Below are 19595 nucleotides of genomic sequence, written 5' to 3'. Positions count from 1 at the left end.
GCTCCGTGGCAGTGATGATCGCTCGTGGGATGGCTGCCTAGCAGCTCACCAGGCCCCGCCCGTACGACATGATGCGTACGGGCGGGGCTTTCCGTTGGCACCGTGCCCCTTTAGACGCATACACGCCCATCAGCGTGCTGGGGACGTCGTGGTCGCCGAAGGTGTCCCGGACCACCTGCCAGGCGGTCACCAGGTCCTCCCGGCGGGCCGAGGCCACGAGGACCCGGGTGCTGATGACGTCCTGGAGGGTCGCGCCGGCGTCGGCGAGGGCGGTGCGCATGTTCTCGACGGCCTGGCGGGCCTGGCCGGCGTAGTCCCCGACCGCGGCCGTCGAACCGTCCCCGTTCAGCGGGCAGGCCCCGGCCAGGAAGATCAGCCGGGCTTCGGCGGGCGCCGTGGCCGCGTAGGCGTACTCGGCGACGTCGGACAGGGAGGCGGAGCGGATCAGGGTGACGGCACGGGCCATGGTCGGGGGTCCTCTTCCTCGGTGGCGGGTCAGGACATCCTGCCTGCCGGGACCGCCGCGCCGTCCGGAATTTCTCCGCCGCCCCGGCCCGGTCAGGGACCGGTCCGCCCCAGCAGCGCCCGCACCGCCGAAGGCCCGGTGAAGTCGCGGGCGAGAGCGTCCATCACCACCTCGTCGCAGACCTCGCCGAGCCAGTACCCGGCTTCGCGCAGCCGCCCCGCGTGCCGGAAGCCGGCCCGCTCGTACGCCGTGATCCCGGCCGCGTTGGGGGCCAGCACCTTGAGCCACACCATGCGCAGGCAGGCCACGTGGAAGGCGTAGTCGAGGGTCAGGCGCGTCGCTTCGGTGCCGAGGCCGCGCCCGCGGGCTTCCCGGGCCAGCATGACGACGAACTCGGCGGTGCGCACGGCGTCGTCGGGCAGCAGCGTGGTGACCCCGACGGGGACGGGTACGGGGCCGCCCAGGTCGTAGACGGTGAAGCGGATGTTCGAGCCCTGGAGTTGGTGCCGCATGCCCTCGGTACGCGCCTCCAGGGACTCCGGGACCTGGCGGCCGTAGCCGATCATCAGCGTGGGGTCCTGCTCCCACTGCCAGTACGTCTCGACCAGGTCGGCGCGATAGGGGCCCAGGCCGCACGTCTCACCGGTCAGCCAGAGGGTCGGCTCGGTCATGGAATGTCTCCGCTCACCGCGGGAGCGTGGAAGGCGGTTCGTCCGCGAGTGCTCCGTCGTCAGTCTGGACCCGCGCGGGGCGGGGGCGGTGCCGGTCAGGTGGTTGTCGTCCAGGTGATGAGTGCCAGGGTGAGCGGGATCGGGCATGCCACGGCGTTCAGGAGCAGGGCGCGGCGGGGCGGGGGCATGCGGCGGACCGGGGGGAGGCAGGCGAGGGCGGTGAGGAGGGCGGCCCCGGTGGCCAGGCAGGCCGCGTAGAGGGCGAGGTAGCCGACGACGGACTCTCCCGCCGCGGCGGCCCACACCGCGACGATCAGGACGAAGGAGGTGATCCAGCCCACCGAGGCGAGCGTGAGGATGCCGAGCAGGACGGTCAGCAGGGCCGTGCCGGGGTGGGGCACCGCGGCCTTCGGTACGGGCCCCCACGGGGCGGGGGTGGGGGTGGTCCGGGTCCGTGTGTTCATGGACCGATGGTCGCCGGGAGCGGGCGGGGTGCTCATGGGCCGCGCTACTCAGCCCCGGCGGGCGGGCGTACTCAGGTCCGGCCCCCGCGTACGGCGACGGCACCGGGGCGCGGGGTCCGGTGCCGTCGCCCTGCGTCGGGTCAGCCGGTGGTGTCCGGGAGCGTCGGCAGGTAGCGGGGGGCGTGGCGGCCGTCCAGGTGGTGTTCGACGGCCGCGCCGAGGGACAGCAGGTGGGTGTCCTGACCGTTGCCCGCCATGAGCAGCAGGCCGACGGGGAGTTCGCCCACGAAGCCGGCGGGCACCGACAGCGACGGGTAGCCGGCCACGGCGGCGGGGGTGGACGAGGGGATCACGTCGTTGTCGCCGCGCGCGCAGTCCGTCGTCCAGGCGGGCGGGTTCGCCGGGGAGGCGATCGCGTCCAGGTCGTGCTCGGCCATGACCTCGTCGATGGAGCGGCGGGACAGGTCCTTCAGCTCGGTGCGCATCGCCCGGTACTCCGGGTCGGTGGTGGGCGGCGCGGTCAGGGCCTCCTCGAAGAGTTCCTGGCCGGCGAAGCAGGTCTGCTCCTGCGGGTGCGTCCGGTTGAACTCGATCAGTTCGGCGAGGTCGCGCGGGCCCTTGCGGGTGGCGAGGTAGGCGTTGATGTCGCGGCGGAACTCGCTGAGCAGGGCCGGGAACTCCAGCTCGGCCAGCCTCCGCTGGTAGGGGAGGTCCACCTCGACGACCTCGGCGCCCGCGCTGCGCAGCCGCTCGGCGGTGCTCGTCATGAGGGCGTCCACCTCGGTGCCGAGCACCGGCAGCCGCCACAGGCCGATCCGCTTGCCGCGCAGCGAGCCGGGGCGGGCCGCCGTCTGCGCGAAGTCCGGGGCCGTGGGGGCGCCGCCGATGACCGACAGGGTGAGCGCGGTGTCGATGACGTTGCGGGCCATGGGGCCGGCGGTGTCCTGCTCCGCGGAGATCGGCACCACGCCCGACTGGCTGACGACGCCGAGGCTCGGCTTGAGGCCGACGACGGCGTTCATCCCGGCGGGGCAGACGATGGAGCCGTCCGTCTCGGTGCCGATCGCCACCTGCGCCAGCGAGGCGGCGAGGGCGGCGGCGGAGCCGGCGGAGGAGCCGCACGGGTTGCGGTCCAGGACGTACGGGTTGTGGGTCTGGCCGCCCACCGCCGACCAGCCGGACGTCGGCGACGCGGCGCGGAAGTTGGCCCACTCGGAGAGGTTGGCCTTGCCGAGTATGACCGCGCCGCCCGCCCGCAGCTTCGCGACGAGTTCGGCGTCGGACCGCGGCGGCTTCCCGGCCAGCGCGAGCGATCCGGCGGTCGTCGGCATGTCGCGGGTGTCCACGTTGTCCTTGAGCAGGACGGGAATGCCGTCGAGCGGGCCGCGCGTGCGGCCGAGGCGGTGCCTGATGTCGCTGGCCGCCGCCTGCCCGAGGGCCGTCGGGCTGGTGTGCAGGACGGCGTTGATCTTCGGGTCGACGGCCTTGATCCGCCGCAGATAGGCCAGGGTCAGCCGGACCGAGGACAGCGAGCCGCGGGCCATCCGGGCCTGCAGTTCGGGGATGGTGACGGTGTCGAGGTCGATGCCTCCGACCAGCGTCGATTCGGCGGATCGCGCCGAGTCGCCGGAGCGGTTCCGGGCGGCTGCCTGCGGACCCGGCGCCACCGCGACCAACGGCGCCACGACCAGGATCGCGGTCAGGGCCGCCATGCTTCTCTTCTTCATGGCGCACACCCCACTACATGGGGGCGGTGTGCCACAAGGGGCCCTCGCCGGGTGTCCCGGCGTGTCCGTGCGTACGCCGCAAGTCCCCGCGCGTAGAAGGGCGTTCGAGGGCCCTTCGGGCGGTGCGGGGCGACGCTCACCCTCTTGACGGGCTCCCCTCCTTCGCTAAGGTCTAGACCTGCAAGCGTCGGTCTAGACCTTCGCATGTGACGTTGCCTCATCGGCAACCTCGTACGTTCACCTGGGCGGACCCGGCGTGCACGAAGGGAACTGAATGTCATGCGCATGAAGAAAACATGGGCCGCAGCCCTGGGCGCCCTGGTCGCTCCCGCAGTGGCCCTGAGCCTCCCCGCCCCCTCGGCGAGCGCCCACGGCTGGGTGGTCACGCCCTCCAGCCGGCAGGACCAGTGCGCCAACCGCGTGGTCCAGTGCGGTCAGATCAAGTACGAGCCGGCGAGCGTCGAGGGTCCGAAGGGTCTGCGCACCTGCAGCGGCGGCGACGCCCGCTGGGCGGACCTGGACAACGACAGCAAGGGCTGGAAGGTTACCCCGGTCGGTACGACGCAGACCCTGACGTGGACGATCGAGGCGCGCCACGCCACGAGCAACTGGCAGTACTTCATCGGCGACCAGAAGATCGCCCAGTTCAACGACGGCGGCCGCATCCCCGCCGCCTCGGTCAGCCACCAGCTGAACTTCAGCGGGTTCAGCGGCAAGCAGAAGCTGCTCGCCGTCTGGAACATCGCGGACACCGCCAACGCGTTCTACGCCTGCATCGACGTGAACATCGGCGGCGGCAACGACGGCGGGGGTGACGACGGCGGCAACCCCGGCGGCGGTGACGACGGCGGGGAGCCCGGCGACTGCACGGCCGGGGCCTGGAGCGCCGGCAGCGTCTACACCGGCGGCCAGACCGTCTCGCACAACGGCCACAACTGGCGGGCCAAGTGGTGGGTGACCGGCGAGGAGCCCGGCACCACCGGCGAGTGGGGCGTCTGGGAGGACCTCGGGGCCTGCTGAGCCCCGCGGCGGCCCCTCCCCTGCGGGCCCGTCCCCCAGCGGCCCCGGTCCCCCGGCGGCCCTGAGCCCGTAGCGGGCCGGTCCACCCGCACCCCGAGCGCGACCGCTCTCGCACGACCGGCCGGCACAGACCCCGGAAGGAGCCTGCGCCGGCCGTTTCCGCACCGCCCCCTGTCGGAGCACCGCCCCCATCGGAGCACCGCCCCCCCCACCCCAGGAGACAGCGTGAGAACTCGGCATCGCCTGCTCGCCTGCGCCACCGCCGCCCTGCTCGGCGGCGCCGGCGCCCTGATGGCCCCGACCGCCGCCACGGCGCAGGCGGCCAACCTGCTGACCAACCCCGGCTTCGAGGCCGGCACCCTCGCGGGCTGGTCCTGCGCCGGGAACTCGGGCTCGGTCGTGAGCAGCCCCGTGCACGGCGGCAGCCGCGCGCTGGCCGGCGCCGCGAGCAGCTCGGACACCGCGCGGTGCGCGCAGACGGTGTCCGTGCAGCCCAACACGAAGTACACCCTCTCCGCGTGGGTGCGCGGCTCGTACACGTACCTCGGGGTCCAGGGCGGTACGTCCACCTGGACGGCCTCCGCCGCCGACTGGAAGCAGCTGACGGTCTCCTTCACCACCGGGGCCTCGCAGCAGAGCGCCGAGGTCTACCTGCACGGCTGGTACGGGCAGGGCACGTACTACGCGGACGACATCAGCCTGGACGGTCCGGGCGGCGGCGACGACACCGAGGCGCCCTCCGTGCCCGGCAACCCGCGTGCCACCGGCACCTCCGCCACCAGCGTCTCGCTCGCCTGGGACGCGGCCTCCGACAACGTCGGCGTCAGCGGCTACGACGTGTACCGGGACGGCACCCTGGCGACCTCGGTGACGGGGACCTCGGCCACCGTCGGCGGGCTGACGCCCAGCACCACGTACCGCTTCACCGTCCGGGCGAAGGACCGCGCGGGCAACGTGTCCCCGCACTCCGCGACCGTCACCGCGACGACCGGGAAGGACGGCGGCAGCGGCGACCGGTTCGTCCAGGCCGCCCCGTACCTCTACCTCGGCTGGGGCAACCCGCCGAGCCCGACCGAGGTCATGCAGGCCACCGGCATCAAGTGGTACACCATGGCCTTCATCCTCGCGCAGAACGGCTGCAACCCCTCCTGGGACAGCCAGCGCCCGCTGCTCGGCGGCCAGGACGAGGCGGCCATCAAGGCGATCCGGGCGGCCGGCGGTGACATCGTCCCGTCCATCGGCGGCTGGAGCGGCAACAAGCTCGGACCCAACTGCTCGACGACGGAGGCGCTCGCCGGCGCGTACCAGAAGGTCATCGACGCCTACCGCCTGAAGGCGATCGACATCGACATCGAGAACACCGACGAGTTCGAGAACGCCGCCGTGCAGGACCGCATCCTCGGCGCGCTGAAGATCGTCAAGCAGAACAACCCCGGTCTGCGGACGATCGTCACCATCCCCACCCTCAACACCGGGCCCAACTCCTGGGGCAACCGGCTGATCGAGCGCGCCCACGCCCTCGGGGCCGACATCGACAACTTCACCATCATGCCGTTCAACTTCGGCGGCGCGGCCGACATGTACGGCAACACGGTCAAGGCCACCGAAGGGCTGAAGACCAAGCTCGTCTCCACCTTCGGCTGGACCGACCAGCAGGCGTACAACCACATCGGCATCTCCGGCATGAACGACTCCAGCGACGCCGGTGAGATCACCACCCCGCAGATCTGGACCCAGATCCGCGACTGGGCCAACAGCCACGACCTCGGCCGGCTCGCCTTCTGGGCGGTCAACCGGGACCGTCCGGCGTGGCAGTTCACCTCCATCACGGCGGGCTTCACCGGCTGATCCCCGTACGCGGGTCATGTGCCGCGCCGGCTCCGGGAGGGTTCCCGGGGCCGGCGCGGTGCCGGTTCGTCCTCCGCGTCGGGGCGGGCCGGTTCAGTGGGCCGGGGTCTTCTCCGCGGCGGCGGGCCGGCGGCTGAAGCCCGGAACGACGAGACGGCCGCCCGTGATCGGGTCGGTGACGATCACGGACGACAGCCCGAACACCTCCTCGACCATCTCGGTGGTGACCACCTCGTCCGGCGCGCCCTGGGCGACGATGCGGCCGTTCTTCATGGCGACGAGGTGGTCGGCGTAGCGGACGGCCTGGTTCAGGTCGTGGAGGACGGCGACGACGGTCCGGCCGCGTTCGAGGTTGAGGCGGCGGACGAGGTCGAGGACCTCCACCTGGTGGGCGATGTCCAGATAGGTGGTGGGCTCGTCGAGCAGCAGCAGTTCGGTGTCCTGGGCCAGGGCCATGGCGATCCAGACGCGCTGGCGCTGGCCGCCGGAGAGTTCGTCCACCGGCCGGTCGGCGAGGGCGGCCGTGTCCGTACGCCGCAGGGCGTCGCCCACGGCCTGCTCGTCGGCCTCCGACCACTGCTGCCACCACTTCTGGTGCGGCTGGCGGCCGCGTGCCACGAGGTCGGCGACGGTGATGCCGTCCGGGGGCGTCGGGGTCTGCGGGAGGATGCCGACGGTCTGGGCGATCTGCTTGGCGGGAAGGCCGGCGAGTTCGCGGCCGTCCAGGAGCACGGAGCCGCGCTTCGGCTTCAGGAGGCGGCCGAGCGCCCGCAGGAGGGTGGACTTGCCGCAGGCGTTGGGCCCGACGACGATCGTCACCTTGCCGTCGGGGATCTCCAGGTCCAGGCCCTCGACGACGGTGCGGTCCTCGTAGGCCAGGGTCAGGTCGTGCGCCGAGAGGCGGCTGGCGGGACGGCTCATGACGAGGTGCCTCCGGTACGGCTGCGGGTGCGGACGATGAGCCACATCAGGTACGGGGCGCCCACCGCGGCGGTGAGGACTCCGGTCGGCAGCTCGATCGGGGAGAACAGGCGGCGGGCGAGCAGGTCCGCGACGACGACGATCAGCGCCCCCATGAGCGCGGACGACAGCAGCGGGGTCTGCGCCGTACGCGTAAGCCGGCGCGCGATCTGCGGGGCGAGCAGCGCGACGAAGTCGACCGGGCCGACCGCGCCGGTGGCCACGGACGCCAGGACGACGCCGAGCGCGGTCAGCCCGAGCCGTACCCGGCCCAGGCGGACGCCGAGCGCGGTCGCCGTGTCGTCGTCGAAGGAGGCGCTGCGCTGGGCGCGTGCCGCCCACATCGCCGCCGGGACGCCGATCGCGAGGACGACGAGGAGCGGCCCGGCCTCCTCGTAGCCCCGGCTGTTGAGCGAGCCGGTCAGCCACACCTTGGCCTGCTGGGCCACCAGGTAGTCGCCCTTGGTGAGCAGCAGCTGGGTGAGCGAGCCGAGCGCGACCGAGACGCCGATGCCGACGAGGACGAAGCGCGAGGAGTGCAGCCCGCCGCGCCAGGCGAACACGTACACGAGCAGGGCCGCCGCCATGCCGCCGGCGACGGAGACGTAGGGCAGCGCGTCGGCGGCGACCAGGTTGAAGCTGAGCGCGGCGACGGTGGCGGCGCCCGCCCCGTGGGTGACGCCGATGACGTCGGGGCTGGCGAGCGGGTTGCGGGCGACGGTCTGCACCAGCGCCCCGGCGATGCCGAAGGCGAGGCCGGCGAGGAGGCCGACGACCAGGCGCGGCAGCCGCAGGGTGCCCACGACGAGTTCGTCCGGGCTGGGCCGGCCGAGCAGGACGCGGACGACTTCGCCGGGGGCGACGAACGATTCGCCGACGCACAGGTAGGCCACGACCGCGCAGGCGAGGAGCACCGTCAGGAGGGCGGCGACGGCGACCGAGCGGCGGTGCACGAGGAAGCTGGCGCGCCCGCGCCGCAGGACGGTGTGCCCGGCGGGCCGCAGGCGCGCGGGGGCGAGGGTCACGGGCTGGCTCACGCGGCCACCACCGTGCGGCGGCGGACGAGCGCGACCAGGAACGGCACGCCGATGAGGGCGGTCATGACCGCCACCGGTACCTCCGAGGGCGGGAAGAGGACGCGGCCGATCACGTCGGAGCCGAGGATCATCACCGGGCCGAGCAGGGCGGCCATCGGCAGGACCCAGCGGTGCGCGGTGCCCACCAGGGCGCGGGCGATGTGCGGGACGGCCAGGCCGGTGAAGGCGATCGGGCCGACCGCGGCCACGGCGGCGCCGGTGAGCACGGTGGCGCCGAGGGCGCCCAGAGCGCGCAGCCGGCCGACGTTGTTGCCGAGGTTGCGGGCGGCGTCGTCGCCGAGGGCGAGGGCGTCGAGGCCGCGGGCGACGGCCGCGACCAGGAGGGCTCCGGCGAGCATGAACGGCCAGACCTGGCCGATCAGCTCGGCGTCCCGGCCGCTGATCGAGCCGACCTGCCAGAAGCGGAACTCGTCGAGGGCGCGGGCGTTGGTGGTGGCGACGCCGGACACGACCGAGGCGAGGAAGGCGTTCATCGCGGCGCCCGCGAGGGCGAGTTTGACCGGTGACGCCCCGCCGCGCCCGCCGCTGGCGACGGCGTACACGGCCACTCCGGCGATGGCGGAGCCGGCGAACGCGAACCAGACGTAGCCGCCCAGCGAGTGCACGCCGAAGAACGCGATGGCGGTCACCACGCCGACCGAGGCGCCCTGGCTGATGCCGAGGATGCCGGGTTCGGCGATGGGGTTGCGGGTGATGCCCTGCATGACCGTTCCCGCGAGGGCGAGCGCGGCGCCGGCCAGGATGCCGACCACCGTCCGCGGTACGCGCAGGGCGCGGACCACCTGGGCGTCGGCGCTGCCGCCGTCGTGGAACAGGGCCTGGATCGCGGCGCCGGGTGCGACGTGGCGGCTGCCGACGATGAGGCTCAGGAGGACGGCGACCAGCAGCATCGCCGCGCCGGCGAGCAGCCAGGCCGCCCGCCGGCGGGTGGGATGGGAGGGCGGCATGCGCCGGGCTCGCTCTCTCTTCTTGCGGTGCTCAGGCCGTCAGGTGCTTCTGGAGGTCGTCGAGGACCGCTTCGGCGGCGGTGACGCCGAGGCCCAGGTACCAGGTCTCGTCGGGGACGTCGAAGGCGTGCCCGTCCTTGACCGCCTTGAGGTTCTTCCAGAGCGGGTTGGACTGGGCCTTGCTCTTGTCGGTGGCCTTCACGTCGCCGTAGACGCCGGTGAAGATGTAGTCGGCGTCGGCCTGGTCGATGTTCTCGGCGCTGACCTCGGCGGCCAGGTCGGGGATGTCCTGGTTCGCGGGGCGCGGGATGCCGACGTCCTTGAGGATGGTGCCGATGAAGGAGGCGTTGGCGTAGAGGCGGATGAGCCCGTCGGGCAGGTAGCGGACCATCGAGACGGTCGGCTTGTCGGCGCCGAGCTTCTTCCCGAGGGCCTCGGCCTTCTTCTTGTACGCGGCGAGGTTGGCCTCGGCCTGCGCGGTCTTGTCCAGCGCGGCGGCGTTGAGGAGGTAGTTCTCCTTCCAGGTGAAGCCGGGGCGGATGGAGAAGACGGTGGGCGCGATCTTCGACAGCTCGTCGTAGGAGTTGGCGGCGCGCAGCTGGCTGCCCAGGATCAGGTCGGGCTTGAGCGCGGCGATCGCTTCGAGGTTGAGGCTGTTGATGGTGCCGACGTTCTTCGGGGTGCCCGCGTCCTTCTTGAGGTACGAGGGAAGCTCCGGCGAACCCTCGGTCGGGGCGAGGCCGACCGGCTTCACACCGAGCGAGACGACGTTGTCGAGTTCACCGACGTCGAGGACGACGACCCGCTGCGGCTGCGCCTTGATCTCGGTGCTGCCCATGGCGTGCTTGACCGTGCGCGGCCACTCGCCGGGCTGGGCGTCGGTGCCGAGCGCGGCGGTCTTCTTCGCGGCGTCACCGAAGTCCTTGCCGCCCTTGGCGACGGACTTGGAGTCCTTCGTCCCCTGGGCGGACGAGCCCCTGTCCTCCCCGGAGGAATCGGCACCGCACGCGGCGAGGGAGAGTGCGGCAGCGACGGCGAGGGCTACTGCGGCGGTACCACGGCGCCGGTATGACATGAACGTGTCTCCTAGTTGGTTCACCCTTAAAGAATTAGGCGAGCCTCACCTTATGCCAACGTTATCGGCGCGCGAGCACGCGGGGTGACACGTTCCAGCCATCGGCCGGTGGCCGGTTCCGGCCGGTCAGACGAGGGCGTCGACCAGCATGAAGGCAGCCACCGCCAACAGGACCCCGGCGAAGAGGCGTTGCAGGGTGGTGCCGCTGAGGCGCTGGGCGTAGCGCTTGCCGTCCCAGGCGCCGAGGATCGCGGCGGCGGTGAACGGGGCGATGACCGCCCAGTCCAGGTGCATGCCCGTGCCGGCGCGGGCGCCGAGCGCGGCGATCGAGTTGATGGTGATGACCAGCAGGCTGGTGCCGACGGCCCGGCGCATGGGCAGGTTCAGCACCCGGACCAGGGCCGGTACGGCGAGGAAGCCGCCGCCCACGCCCAGCAGCCCGGTCACCGCGCCCAGCCCGGCGCCGGCGGCACCCGCCTTCGCGGGGCGCACCTCGCCCGCGGCCGGGGCGGCCGGGCCACGCAGCATGCGCAGGGCGGCGACTCCCGCGATACCGGCGAACGCGAGGGTCAGGAGCGCCTGGGGCAGGCGGCCCGCGGCCAGGCCGGTGAGCATGGCGGGGACGATGCCCGCCGACGCGAACAACAGCCCGGTCCGCCAGGCGACGTTGCCGTCGCGGGCGTGCTGGGCGAGCGAGGTCACGGACGTCACGGTCACGATGATCAGGCTGGCGGTGATGGCGTCGGCCGCCGGCATGCCGATGAGGTACGTGAGGGCGGGCACCGCCAGGACGCTGCCGCCCCCGCCGAGGCCGCCGAGGGCCAGGCCGACGACGGTCCCGGCGACGAGCGCGAGGATGAGGGCGGTCATGCCGCGGAGCCCTGACAGCCGCGGTCGGCGAGGAGCGGGTGGCCGGTGGCGGCCCGGTCCGGGGTTCGGGTGGTGTCCCGGTCCGCGGTTCGGATGGTGTCCCGGTCCGGGGTTCGGGTCGTGTCCCGGTCCGGGGTTCGGGTCGTGCCTCGGGGGAGCAGGGGCGGCATGGCGGGGCCTCTCGGGTGCGGTCGTACGGGGGTGGGGCGAGGGGTGCGGGGGGGAGTCGCGCGGCGGGGCCGGCCCGGCCGGGGGCGTGCGTTCAGCCCGTGACGACCGGCAGGCCGGCGGCGGTGGCGGCGTCGAAGCCGTCGTCCACGGCGACCACGTCGCGGCCGGCGGCGTCCAGGAGGGAGGCGGCGATCGCGGCGCGCATGCCGCCCGCGCAGTGCACCCACACGGTGCCCGCCGGGACCTCGCCCAGCCGCTGGTGCAACTGGTGCACCGGGATGTGCACGGACCCCTCGACGTATCCGGCGGCGCGCTCGGAGTCGCGGCGCACGTCGAGCACGACGACGTCGCCGGTCCCCCGGGCGGCCAGCCCGGCGAAGGTGGAGCGGGGGAAGGACGCCAGGGCGGTGTCCTCGCCGGCCCACTCCCGGGGGGTGCCGACGGCGGCGGCCGCCGGCCGGTCGATGCCGACCCGGACCAGTTCGCGCTGGGCGGCGGCCAGTTGTCCGGGGGTCTCGGCGAGCAGGGTCACCGGCTTGCCCCAGGGGATCATCCAGGCAAGGTAGGTGGCGATCTTGCCGTCCGCCTCGAAGTTGAAGCTCCCGGCGACATGCCCCTGCGCGAACGCGACGCGGTTGCGCAGGTCCACCACCCACTCGCCGGCGGCGAGCCGGGCCGCGATCTCGGCGGCGTCCGCGACGGCCGGGGGCGTCAGGTCCACCGGGGCGGGGCCCGCCGCGTTGGCCGGACCCATGTGCGCGTAGTACGCGGGCACGTCCTCCAGTCCGGCGAGGATCTCGGCGACGAAGGTGTCGGCGTCGGTGGTGAGCGCGGTGTTCGCGGTCTTCTCGCGGCCGATGGTGGAGCGGTCGCCCCCGGCCTGCGCGGAGGAGCAGAAGCTGCCGAAGCCGTGGGTGGGCAGCACCTCCGTCGCGTCCGGCAGCTCGGCGGCCAGCCGGTGCGCGGAGGCGTGCTGCGCGCGGGCCAGTTCCCCGGTCAGCCGGGGCTCCACCAGGTCGGGGCGGCCCACGGTGCCGATCAGCAGCGAGCCGCCGGTGAACGCGGCGACGGCGGCCCCGTCCTCCTCCAGGACGTACGCGGTGTGGTGCGGGGTGTGCCCCGGCGTGGCGACGGCCCGCAGCACGAGGCCGGTGTCGACCGCGGCGGTGTCGCCGTCCGCCACCGGCGTACGGGCGAAGGAGACGTGGGCACCGGCCGGGACGAGGTAGGCGGCGCCCGTGACCCTGGCCAGGTCCAGGCCGCCGGTCACGTAGTCGTTGTGGAGGTGCGTCTCCACGACATGGGTGATGCGTACGCCGCGCCGGGCGGCGGCCGCCAGGACCCGGTCGATGTCGCGCGGGGGGTCCACGGCCACGGCCGTCTCCGTGCCGCCCGCCAGGTAGTGGCGGTTGCCCAGGCCTTCCAGCTCGATGGTGTCGATGAAGAACACGTACGCTCCTTTCCTCGTGATACCCCCCCTGGTATTTATGGGAACAAATCATACCCGGGGGGGTATTTCTCGGGCGTGCGGGGGGTGCGGCGGATCTCCGCGACGAAGGCGCGGAACCGCTGGTCAGCGGGGGTGCGGGCCGCTCACGACCCGTTGCGAAGCGAGCTGATGACCGTACGGACGTCGGTGCGCGGGCCCCGGTTGTACGGGAGCTTGGAGAGCAGCACCCCCATGGCGCAGGTGTTGCTGAGCGCGGCGAAGGTGAGGCCGGCGCCGACCGCGGTGCCTATCAGGTGCACCCCGGGGACGAAGAAGCCCACGACCCCGCTGACCAGCACGATCGAACCGGCGACGAGGCGGACCTGCCGTTCCAGTTCCCAGCGCCGCCGGCCGCGGTTGACCGGCGCGCCCGCGGCCTCCCAGGCCATCATGCCGCCGTCCAGGACGCGCAGGTTCGGCAGGCCCGCGTCGGCCAGCGCCTCCTCGGCCTGGGTGGCGCGGGCGCCGGAGCGGCAGACCAGCACCACGTCCTCGTCCAGGTGGCGCCCCAGCTCCATGCGGTGCTCGCGCAGGGTGTCCAGCGGCACGTTGTAGGCGCCGGGGATGTGTCCGGCCTCGAACTCGCCGGACGTCCGCACGTCCAGCAGGCGGGGGCCGTCACCGGTCTTGAGCAGGTGCTGGAGGGCGGCGGGCGTGAAGGCGGGGGTGTCGGTCGTCATGCGGAATGCTCCTTCGGGGGTTGGGGGGAAAGGGGGGAGAGAGGGGGGTCAGGCGGCGGCGGGCGCGGGGAGCAGGGCCCAGGCGGCCCAGCCGCCGAGTACGTCGGAGACGTCGTCGAAGCCGTGGTGGCGCAGGAGGCTCGCGGCGATCGAGGAGCGGTGGCCGCCCGCGCAGTGCAGGACCAGCGGCCGGTCGCGCGGGATCTCGTCCAGCCGGGCGGGCAGCTCGCCGAGTGCGATGTGCAGCGCGCCCTCGATGGACCCGTTCTCGGCGCGCTCGCCGCAGTTGCGGACGTCGATGACGACCGGCGGGTGGGCCCCGGCCAGCTCGGCGCGCAGCCGGGCGGCGGTCAGGCGGGTGGCGGGGGCGACCTCGTCGGCCATCGCCTCCAGGGCCTCGTCGGGCGCGGCGAGGTAGCCGGCGACGCGGTCGAAGCCGATCCGGGCGAGCCGGGTGACGACCTCGTCCTCGCGGCCCTCCGGCGCCACGACCAGGACTTCCGCCCCGAGCGGCAGCACGGTGCCGGCCTGCTCGGCGAACCTGCCGTCCGCCGGTACGTTGACCGCGCCGCGCAGATGGCCGGCGGCGAACTCCTGCGGGTCGCGGGCGTCCAGCACCACCGCGCCCGCCGCCCGCCGGGCCAGGACGTCCGCCGGGGCCAGCGCGCGCGGCGCGGACGCCGGGTCGAACAGGTCCCGCTCGCGGCGGTTGAGGTCGGCGTCGTAGGCGAAGTACCCCGGTGCGGCGGACTGGCCGGCGGTCACGAGCGCGACGAAGTCCTGCTCGCTCATCGGCGCGCAGGCGTAGTTCGTGGCGCGCTGCTCGCCGATGGTGGACTGCCGCTCGGTGGACAGGTTCTTGCCGCAGGAGGAGCCGGCGCCGTGGGCGGGGAAGACGCGCACCTCGTCGGGCAGGGCCATCAGCTTGTGCTGCACGCTGTCGTGGAGCATCGCGCCCAGCTCGGCGGCGGTCACGCCGACCGACGCGAGCAGGTCCGGGCGGCCGACGTCCCCGATGAACAGCGCGTCCCCGGTCAGCACGCCGTACGGGACGGCGTCCTCGGCGCGCTCGTACACCAGCACGCTGATCGACTCCGGGGTGTGGCCGGGCGTCTCCATGATCTTCAGCGTCACCTCGCCGAGCGAGATGGTGTCGCCGTCGGCCAGCGGGCGGATCGCGTACTCGGTCTCGGCCCGGCGCCCGTACCCGATCCACGCGCCCGTGCGGTCGGCCATCTCCAGGTGCCCGGCGACGAAGTCGGCGTGGAAGTGGGTGTTGATGACGCCGACCACGGTGAAGCCCCGTGCCTCGGCGTCGCGCAGGTACTCGGACACGTCCCGGCGCGGGTCCACGACGACCGCCCGGCCGGTGCCCTCGTCCGCGATCAGGTACGACGCGTGGGACAGGCACTCGAGGTAGTACTGCGAGAAGAACACGGAAGCCTCCGAAGCGGGACGGTTCTGAGCGGTGTCCAGGTGCCCTGGATACCTAGGGGGGTATTTTCTGGGCCCTGGGATACCCCTCGGGGTATTACCTACTCGACGGTACGAAGCCCCGCCTCCGCTTGTCAAATACCCAGGGGGGTATCCGGCGGGGAATTGACTACCTTGACATAGGTATCCAGCGATACCTAAGCTCCCGGCGTGCAGGGGAACAGCGCGTCCGCGCAGAGTGTCGGCCAGGTGGCCTCCGGGCTCGCGGCCTGCCTGCCCGTGCTCTCCCGTGCCCTGGAACGGCACGTGGAGCGGGAGTTCCCCGCCCCGAAGCCGCCGGAGGCCCAGCTCGCCCTGTTGCGGCAGGTCGAGGCGCACGACGGCATCACCGTGCGCAAGGCGGCCGAGGCGCTGCTGATGAAGCCGAACAACGTCAGCGCGCTCGTCACGCACCTCACCGAGCAGGGACTCCTGGAGCGGCGGCAGGACGCCGCCGACAAGCGGGTCGCGCATCTGCATCTGACCGCCAGGGCGCGGCAGGAACTGGCCGAGGTCCACCGGCTGATGAGCACGCACGTCGCGGGCGCCCTGCGGACCATGACCGACGGCGATCTGAAGGCCCTAGGCGCGGCGCTCGGAACGCTGAACTCACTCGTCGAGCGGCTGCACGCCGACCGGTAGCGGCCGGTCCGCGCGTCCCACCCCCGCTCTCCCCTCCCCCGCCGCCGTCCCCGTGACGGCGGTTCTTCCCGTTTCCCCCCGGACGTGTGCCGCCGGCCGCATCGGCGCGCCCGTCCCGTCGAAGGACTGAATCCTCTTGCCCTCCGCAGTGCTCCACTCCTCCGCGCCCGTGGCCGGGCCCGGCCCGCGCGGCGTGCGCGCCAACCCGTGGCTGACCCTGATCGCCGTCGCCTTCGGCCTGTTCATGGTCGGCCTCGACGGTTCCGTCGTCTCCATCGCCAACCCGGAGATCGGCCGGGACCTCGGGGCCACCACCGCCGATCTGCAGTGGGTGACCAACTCCTACCTGCTGGCCCTCGCGGCCGCGCTGATCCTCGGCGGCAAGCTGGGCGACCGGTTCGGACGGCGTACGTTCTACCTCGTCGGCGTCGCCGGCTTCACCGTCGCCTCCGTCGCGATCGGCCTGGCCGGCTCCATCGAGGGGGTCATCGCCTTCCGCGCGGTGCAGGGCTTCTTCGGCGCGCTGCTGATGCCCAACACGCTCGGGATGCTGCGCGCCGTCTTCCCGCCGCACCGGTTCGGCATCGCCGTCGGCATCTGGGCGATGGTCTCGTCCGTCTCCACGGCGCTCGGGCCCATCGCGGGCGGCCTGCTGGTCGAGCACGTGAACTGGGAGTCGGTGTTCTACATCAACGCCCCCATCGGCGTCGTCGCCCTGGCCTTCAGCATGGCCGTCCTGCCGCAGAGCAGGAACGCCGCCGCCGCGCGGGAGAAGTTCGACCTGCCCGGCGTCGTCCTGCTGGCCGCCGGGCTGCTGGCGCTGGTGTTCGGCGTCGTCAAGGGCGAGAGCTGGGGGTGGACGTCGGGCGGCACGCTGGGCGCGATCGCGGGCGGCCTCGCCGTGCTGGCGCTGTTCGTCCGGTACGAGACGCGGGTGGCGCGCCCGCTGCTGCCGATGCGCCTGTTCCGCAACCCGGCGCTGTCCGTCGGCGCCGTCATCACCGCGCTGAACTTCTTCATCCTGCTCGGCGTGATCTTCTTCGTCATGCTCTACCTGCAGAACGTGCGGGGCTTCTCCCCGGTCCAGGCGGGCGTGCGGACCCTGCCGCTGAGCCTCGCCTCGGTGGTCGCCTCCCCTCTGGGAGCCGTGCTCACGCAGCGGTTCGGTCCGCGTCTGACGATGCCGCTCGGCATGGCGTTGCAGGCCGCCGCCTGCTTCGGGATGCTCGGCTGGGGCACCGATTCGTCGTACGCCGCGCTGTGGCCGCCGTTCATCGCGCTGGGCCTGGGCGTCGGCATGGTGATGGCCTCCTCCTCCGACGCCATCGTCGGCAACGCGCCGGTCGAGGACGGCGGGGTCGCGGGCGGCCTCCAGGCGACCGCCCTGCAGATCGGCGGCGCGCTGGGCACCTCGGTGCTGGTGTCGCTCATCGGCAGCCGCGTCGGTTCCACCCTCACCGGCGAACTCACCGCCGCCGGAGTCCCCGCCCCGGCCGCCGGGGCGCTCGGCGCGGCCAAGGACGCGGTGTCCATGGGCGTCGCCCCCGTGGCGGGCACGATGCCCGCCCGGCTGCGGGACGCGGTCGCCGAGGGCAGCCACCAGGCCTTCATGAACGGCGTCCACACGGCGGCCCTGGTCTCCGGCGTCCTGGCGGTGATCGGCGCGGTGCTGGCGGTCGCGGTGGTCCGGCGGGCACCTGGCGCGGCGGCCCACTAGGAAGCCGCCGCCCCGGGCGCCCGCACCGCGAGCGGCGGCCGTGCCGGCCTTTGACTTTCGGCAGTGGCGGGGCGCGGAACGGGGTCCGTAGCGTCGTCGGTGTGGACGATGTGGTGAACGGTACGAGGTCGCGGCCGGCGGCCGGGAGCGTGCTCGCGGGGGCTGCCGCGACCGGGGCCCTGTTGAGCGTGGTGAGCCTGTGGTGGGCCGTTCCGGCCGCCGTGGCCGCGTTCCTGACGGGGCGGCGGGCCGGGCGGACGGCGCCCACCGCGCTCGTCCTGGTGGCGGTGCTCGCGGCCGGGGTGGTGGCCCTCTCCGTCGTCCCGGCCTGGCTTCCGCTGGCCGGGCGGTTCGTGGGCGTGGTGGTCGCCGGCACGATGCTGCCCTGGTTCGCGGGGCGGTTCTGGTCCCAGTACCAGCAGCTCGTACGGGCCGGGTGGGAGCACGCCGAACAGCTACGCCGTGAGCAGGAGCTGATCGCCGACCGGGCCCGGTCGCGGGAGCGGGCCCGGATCGCCCAGGACATGCACGACGTGCTCGGCCACGACCTCAGCCTCATCGCGCTGTCCGCCGGTGCGCTCAAGCTCGCGCCGGACCTCCCGGAGCACCACCGGAAGGCCGCCGGGGACATCCGGGCCAGGACCGCGGCCGCCGTGGAGCGCCTCGGGGAGGTCGTCGGTGTCCTGCGCGAGGAGTCGGGCGCCGCGCCGGCGGGCCCGGACGTTCCCGGTCTCCCCGCGCTGACGTCACGGGCGCGGGCGGCCGGCCTCGCCGTGGAGCTGCGCGTGGACGGTGCGGCGGACGGCGTGCCGCCCGTCGTCGCGTGGGCGGTCCACCGGGTGGTGCAGGAGGCGCTGACCAACGTGGCCAAGCACGCGCCCGGTGCGGCTGCGACGGTGTGCGTGACGCACACGGCGGCGGAGACCCGGGTCGTCGTGGAGAACGGACCGCCGCCGGTCCCGCCCGGGAGCCCGGCGCCGGGCGGGGGCCTGGGGCTGGCCGGTCTCGACGAGCGCGTCCGGCTGGCGGGCGGGGTGTTCGAGCACGGCCCGCGCGCCGGGGGTTACGCGGTCACCGCCCGCATCCCGCACGCCCCCGCGGAAACCGTGCCCCGGACGTTCCCGGTGACATCGGCGTCGTCGGCGTCATCGGCGTCATCGGCGTCCGCGCCGCACTCCCCCGTACCGGTGCCTGCGCCCGCGTCCCATCAGCACGCCCGGCGCCGGGTGCGGCGGGCTCTCGTCGCCGCTGTCATGGTGCCCCTGGTGACCGGGGCGCTCCTGAGCGCGGCGCTCGTGGGATGGGAGATGTTCTCCGCGTCGCGGTCGGTCCTGGACCCGCGCGACTTCGCCCGGCTCCACGTGGGGCAGCACCGGTCCGAGGTGGAGCGGTATCTTCCGGACCGGCAGACGAGCGTTCGGCCCGAGGACGCCGGGCCGAGGGGGGACGGCACCATGTGCGAGTACTACGCGATGACGGCGGACCGGTTCGACGACCGGTCGGGCGACGCCTACCGGCTCTGCTTCCGGAAGGACGTCCTGGTGTCCCTGGAGGCGGTCACCCCGTGAGCGCGACGATCCGGGTCCTGGTCGCCGACGACGAACCGATGATCCGGGCCGGGGTGCGCGCCGTGCTCACCACGGCCCCGGACATCGAGGTCGTCGCCGAGGCCGGGGACGGGCGCGAGGCCGTGGAGCTGGTGCGGCGTCACCGGCCTTCGGTGGCGGTGCTCGACATCCGCATGCCGGGCCTCGACGGCCTCGACGCGGTCGCCGAGATCCGCGACACCGTGCCGTCCACCGGCATCGTCATGCTGACGACGTTCGGCGAGGACGACTACATCCTCCGGGCCCTCGGCGGCGGGGCGGCCGGCTTCCTGATCAAGTCGGGCGAGCCCGAGGAACTGATCACCGGGGTCCGTGCGGTGGCCGAGGGCGCCGCGTATCTGTCACCGAAGGTCGCGGCGCGGGTCGTCGCGCATCTCGGCGCGACGGGTGCGGGCGCCCTGGCCGGCCGGCGCGCCGCCGCCAGGGACCGGGTGGCCGCCCTGACCGGCCGGGAGCGGGAGGTGCTGGCCTTCCTCGGCGGCGGGCTGTCCAACGGGCAGATCGCCCGGCGGCTGCACGTGGTGGAGGGCACCGTCAAGGCGCATGTGAGTTCCATCCTGGGGCGCCTGGGCGTGGACAACCGGGCCGCCGCGGCGGTCGTGGCCCACGAGGCCGGAATCGTTCCCCCCGCCCCGCACCAGCCGTGAGGCCGCCGACCCGGCGAGCGGCAG

General features: G+C 73.7%; 18 protein-coding genes. 6 read left to right on the top strand and 12 right to left on the bottom strand.

The window, feature by feature from the left end:
* Positions 1-37 precede the first annotated feature (37 nt).
* The 4 genes from MHW47_RS03135 to MHW47_RS03120 form a co-directional block, all read right to left on the bottom strand.
* A complete protein-coding gene (locus tag MHW47_RS03135) occupies positions 38-466 on the bottom strand; it encodes a RidA family protein (protein WP_239221035.1) in 429 nt (142 codons plus the stop codon).
* A gap of 92 nt (positions 467-558) precedes the next feature.
* Positions 559-1137, bottom strand: coding sequence for a GNAT family N-acetyltransferase (locus MHW47_RS03130; protein WP_239221034.1), 579 nt, complete (start codon positions 1135-1137; stop codon positions 559-561).
* Positions 1138-1232: 95 nt separating this feature from the next.
* Complete coding sequence (locus MHW47_RS03125; RefSeq protein WP_239221033.1) at positions 1233-1601, bottom strand: hypothetical protein; 369 nt, start codon at positions 1599-1601, stop codon at positions 1233-1235.
* 140 nt (positions 1602-1741) lie between these two features.
* Positions 1742-3328 carry an amidase family protein gene (locus tag MHW47_RS03120; protein WP_239221032.1) on the bottom strand — a complete coding sequence of 529 codons (1587 nt, stop codon included), beginning with the start codon at positions 3326-3328 and terminating at the stop codon, positions 1742-1744.
* A gap of 279 nt (positions 3329-3607) precedes the next feature.
* Here MHW47_RS03120 and MHW47_RS03115 point away from each other — a divergent pair, with 279 nt between their 5' ends.
* Positions 3608-4348, top strand: a complete 741-nt coding sequence (locus MHW47_RS03115) for a lytic polysaccharide monooxygenase (RefSeq protein ID WP_239221031.1) — start codon at positions 3608-3610, stop codon at positions 4346-4348.
* 225 nt (positions 4349-4573) lie between these two features.
* Positions 4574-6196 carry a carbohydrate binding domain-containing protein gene (locus tag MHW47_RS03110; RefSeq protein WP_239221030.1) on the top strand — a complete coding sequence of 541 codons (1623 nt, stop codon included), beginning with the start codon at positions 4574-4576 and terminating at the stop codon, positions 6194-6196.
* Between the two features lie 93 nt (positions 6197-6289).
* On the opposite strand, the gene MHW47_RS03105 is transcribed toward MHW47_RS03110, so the two are convergent.
* The 8 genes from MHW47_RS03105 to MHW47_RS03070 all read right to left on the bottom strand — a co-directional run bounded on the left by MHW47_RS03105 (position 6290) and on the right by MHW47_RS03070 (position 14922).
* Positions 6290-7117, bottom strand: a complete 828-nt coding sequence (locus tag MHW47_RS03105; protein WP_239221029.1) for an ABC transporter ATP-binding protein — start codon at positions 7115-7117, stop codon at positions 6290-6292.
* On the bottom strand, positions 7114-8193 hold the full coding sequence (locus tag MHW47_RS03100) for an iron chelate uptake ABC transporter family permease subunit (RefSeq protein ID WP_239221028.1): 1080 nt from the start codon (positions 8191-8193) through the stop codon (positions 7114-7116). The genes MHW47_RS03105 and MHW47_RS03100 overlap by 4 nt, the downstream gene beginning before the upstream one ends.
* Positions 8190-9200, bottom strand: a complete 1011-nt coding sequence (locus MHW47_RS03095; RefSeq protein ID WP_239221027.1) for an iron ABC transporter permease — start codon at positions 9198-9200, stop codon at positions 8190-8192. The genes MHW47_RS03100 and MHW47_RS03095 overlap by 4 nt, the downstream gene beginning before the upstream one ends.
* 31 nt (positions 9201-9231) lie before the next feature.
* Positions 9232-10275 carry an ABC transporter substrate-binding protein gene (locus tag MHW47_RS03090; RefSeq protein ID WP_239221026.1) on the bottom strand — a complete coding sequence of 348 codons (1044 nt, stop codon included), beginning with the start codon at positions 10273-10275 and terminating at the stop codon, positions 9232-9234.
* Positions 10276-10401: 126 nt separating this feature from the next.
* Positions 10402-11145 (bottom strand): sulfite exporter TauE/SafE family protein, encoded by a 744-nt coding sequence (locus MHW47_RS03085; protein WP_239221025.1) that lies wholly within the window; start codon positions 11143-11145, stop codon positions 10402-10404.
* Between the two features lie 262 nt (positions 11146-11407).
* Entirely contained in the window at positions 11408-12766 is a 1359-nt protein-coding gene (locus tag MHW47_RS03080; protein WP_239221024.1) for a rhodanese-like domain-containing protein, read from the bottom strand.
* 143 nt (positions 12767-12909) lie between these two features.
* A complete protein-coding gene (locus MHW47_RS03075) occupies positions 12910-13485 on the bottom strand; it encodes a rhodanese-like domain-containing protein (protein WP_239221023.1) in 576 nt (191 codons plus the stop codon).
* 48 nt (positions 13486-13533) lie between these two features.
* The gene (locus MHW47_RS03070) at positions 13534-14922 is read right to left on the bottom strand and encodes a rhodanese-like domain-containing protein (RefSeq protein ID WP_239221022.1); all 1389 of its coding nucleotides are present in this window, start codon (positions 14920-14922) and stop codon (positions 13534-13536) included.
* A gap of 207 nt (positions 14923-15129) precedes the next feature.
* Here MHW47_RS03070 and MHW47_RS03065 point away from each other — a divergent pair, with 207 nt between their 5' ends.
* The 4 genes from MHW47_RS03065 to MHW47_RS03050 all read left to right on the top strand — a co-directional run bounded on the left by MHW47_RS03065 (position 15130) and on the right by MHW47_RS03050 (position 19571).
* The gene (locus tag MHW47_RS03065) at positions 15130-15600 is read left to right on the top strand and encodes a MarR family winged helix-turn-helix transcriptional regulator (protein WP_239221021.1); all 471 of its coding nucleotides are present in this window, start codon (positions 15130-15132) and stop codon (positions 15598-15600) included.
* Between the two features lie 136 nt (positions 15601-15736).
* A complete protein-coding gene (locus MHW47_RS03060; protein ID WP_239221020.1) occupies positions 15737-17317 on the top strand; it encodes an MFS transporter in 1581 nt (526 codons plus the stop codon).
* A gap of 101 nt (positions 17318-17418) precedes the next feature.
* Positions 17419-18885, top strand: coding sequence for a sensor histidine kinase (locus MHW47_RS03055; protein ID WP_239221019.1), 1467 nt, complete (start codon positions 17419-17421; stop codon positions 18883-18885).
* The gene (locus MHW47_RS03050; RefSeq protein ID WP_374230046.1) at positions 18882-19571 is read left to right on the top strand and encodes a response regulator; all 690 of its coding nucleotides are present in this window, start codon (positions 18882-18884) and stop codon (positions 19569-19571) included. The genes MHW47_RS03055 and MHW47_RS03050 overlap by 4 nt, the downstream gene beginning before the upstream one ends.
* Positions 19572-19595 lie beyond the last annotated feature (24 nt).

Source organism: Streptomyces sp. OfavH-34-F (genome assembly GCF_022347745.1).
Classification (GTDB): Bacteria; Actinomycetota; Actinomycetes; order Streptomycetales; family Streptomycetaceae; genus Streptomyces.
Note: the sequence above shows the minus strand (reverse complement) of the source record. Positions and strands in the feature narration are given on the sequence as shown.